Origin of the sequence: Arenimonas maotaiensis (assembly GCF_014638745.1) — a bacterium.
Classification (GTDB): Bacteria; Pseudomonadota; Gammaproteobacteria; order Xanthomonadales; family Xanthomonadaceae; genus Arenimonas; species Arenimonas maotaiensis.
This window is the reverse complement of sequence record NZ_BMFO01000014.1, coordinates 1-1,218: the sequence shown is the minus strand read 5'-3', so window position 1 is coordinate 1,218 and position 1,218 is coordinate 1. Positions and strand designations below refer to the sequence as shown.

The following is a 1,218-nucleotide window of genomic DNA, read 5'->3' as shown; positions in this document are numbered from 1 at the left end:
GGGTTCTACCCCGTTTCCGCGGACAGTTGAGTTAAGACACTGAACTTCCGATCCTGAGCATCCAGCCTACGCTGCATCCAAGGATTGTGGAAGCGCTCGATATAGTCAAATACGTCCGAGCGGGCGTCGGCCAGTGTCAAATACCGGCGCCGATTGATTCGCTCACGCTTGAGTTTGCCGAAGAAGCCCTCGGCGGCTGCATTATCACCGCAATGACCGACTTCACTCATGCTGCAAATGATTTGATGATCCCGCAGGAATTGCTGATATTCGCCGCTGGTGAACTGCGTACCACGATCGGAGTGCAGGACGACGGGCGTTCGATCTGTACGCTGCCAGCAGGCCATCATGACCGCTTTGAGCACCAGTTGACGGTCCTGGATGGATGCGGTTGACCAGCCAACCACCTTGCCGCTGAACAAGTCAATGACCGCGCATAAGTACAGCCAGCCTTCGCCCGTGTAGATGTAGGTGATGTCGACCACCCACTTACTGTTCGGTTCCAGCGCCTGGAAGTCGCGATCCAAGTGGTTACGGACATAGGCTGGCCGAACTCCGCTGGCCTTGCGCCGCCATTGGCGGCGCTGGGGCACCCCGAACAGGCCGTCCCGTGCCATCAACCGGGCAATCCGGTTACGGCTAGCGGTCTCGCCTTCATAGCTCAATTGTTCATGCATACGCGGCATGCCTATCACGCCATCGCTGGCGGCATGGCGATCCCGGATTTTCGCCAGTAGTCGCTTGTTGTCGGCCTTGGTTGGACTCATCGGGCGTTTACACCATGCATGAAAACCACTGGTCGATACCTTCAGGCATCGACACATCAGTTGCACCGGATACTCCTCGCGACAGCGCTGGATCGTCTGATACTTCAATTCGACTCTCTGGCAAAGAACGCTGCCGCATCGCGCAAAAAATCTCTCTCCTTCTTGACCTTGGCCAGCTCACGCTTCAAGGCCAAAAGCTCCTGGTCGCGGGCCACGCCACTGCCAGGGAAGGCTTTACCGCCGCTATCCGCCTCCCGACGCCATCGCCAGAGATCATTGGCTGACACGCCGATATCCCGTGCGATTTGGCTGACATTGGCGTGCGGCTGACGTATCAAATTAACCGCTTCGCGTTTAAACTCTTCGCTGTACTTCTTTCGTTTTGCCATGACACTCCTCCTGCCCCATTTTGAGGCTTTTTTGAAGTGTCCGCATTAACGGGGTAGAACCC

The 1,218-nt window shown here is 56.7% G+C and carries 1 protein-coding gene; it reads right to left on the bottom strand.

Going from position 1 to position 1,218, the window contains the following annotated elements; translation table 11 throughout:
• Positions 1 to 5: 5 nt before the first annotated feature.
• Positions 6 to 1,156, bottom strand: a protein-coding gene (locus IEV56_RS10520; protein WP_188450318.1) for an IS3 family transposase whose coding sequence is annotated in 2 segments (ribosomal slippage) — positions 6 to 919 and positions 919 to 1,156 — 1,152 coding nt in all. Because the reading frame shifts where the segments join, the coding sequence is not laid out codon by codon here.
• Between the last annotated feature and the right edge of the window lie 62 nt (positions 1,157 to 1,218).